Consider the following 866-nt stretch of genomic DNA (forward strand, 5'->3'; position numbering starts at 1 on the left):
TGCGCGCGGCCGACGTCGCCGTGCTGACCAAGGAGACGATCCGCGCGCTCAGCCACCGGCACGGGCTGAAGGCGTCCTTCACCCCGAAGTTCGCGCCCGCCGGCGTCGGCAACGGCGGGCACGTGCACCTGAGCGTCTGGCACGGCGCGCGGAACCTTTTCTCCGGCGGCGAAAGGACTTTCGGGCTCACTCCGGTAGCGGAATCGTTCAGCGCGGGAATCCTGCGGCGGCTGCCCGCCCTGCTCGCGATCGGGGCGCCGTCGGTCGTCAGCTACCTGCGGCTGGAGCCGCACCACTGGGCGGGGGTGTACACCGCGTGGGGGTTGGAGAACCGGGAGACACCGCTGCGGCTGGTGCGCGGGGTCGCCGGGAACCGCGGGTCGGCGGCGAACCTCGAGGTCAAATGCTTCGACCTGACCGCGAATCCGTATCTGCTGGCCGCCGCGCTGCTGTTCGCCGGGATGGCCGGTGTCGACGAGGAGGCTTCGCTGCCGGAGCCGGTGGACGTGGATCCGGGGACACTGACCGACGCCGAACGCGCCGCTCGTGGGATCGAGCGGCTGCCTCAGCGGCTGGAAGAAGCCGTCTCGGCGTTCGAAGCGGACAAGGACCTGGCGGCCGCGTTCGGCGCGACGCTGGCGACGACGATCGTGGACGTGCGGCGGGCCGAGATCGAACGGTTCGCGGGGGCGAGCGCGAAGGAGGTCACCGAAGCTCAGCGGTGGCGGCACTGAAGCGGGGGCTGAAGGACGCTTTACCCGCATCAGACGCAGCGAAGGGGCCCTTCACCGCTGGAATCCAGGCCGGGCGCGCAGCGCCTCCGTTGAGGGCGGCGGCGGGGGCATGGATGGAGCGGCGAAGAGAGT

The 866-nt window shown here is 71.4% G+C and carries 1 pseudogene; it reads left to right on the forward strand.

Annotated features, from left to right (window positions below):
- Positions 1-734: pseudogene (locus tag CFP71_RS43015) on the forward strand (glutamine synthetase); the annotation flags it as partial.
- Between the last annotated feature and the right edge of the window lie 132 nt (positions 735-866).

The organism is Amycolatopsis thailandensis (assembly GCF_002234405.1).
In the GTDB taxonomy this organism is placed as follows: domain Bacteria; phylum Actinomycetota; class Actinomycetes; order Mycobacteriales; family Pseudonocardiaceae; genus Amycolatopsis; species Amycolatopsis thailandensis.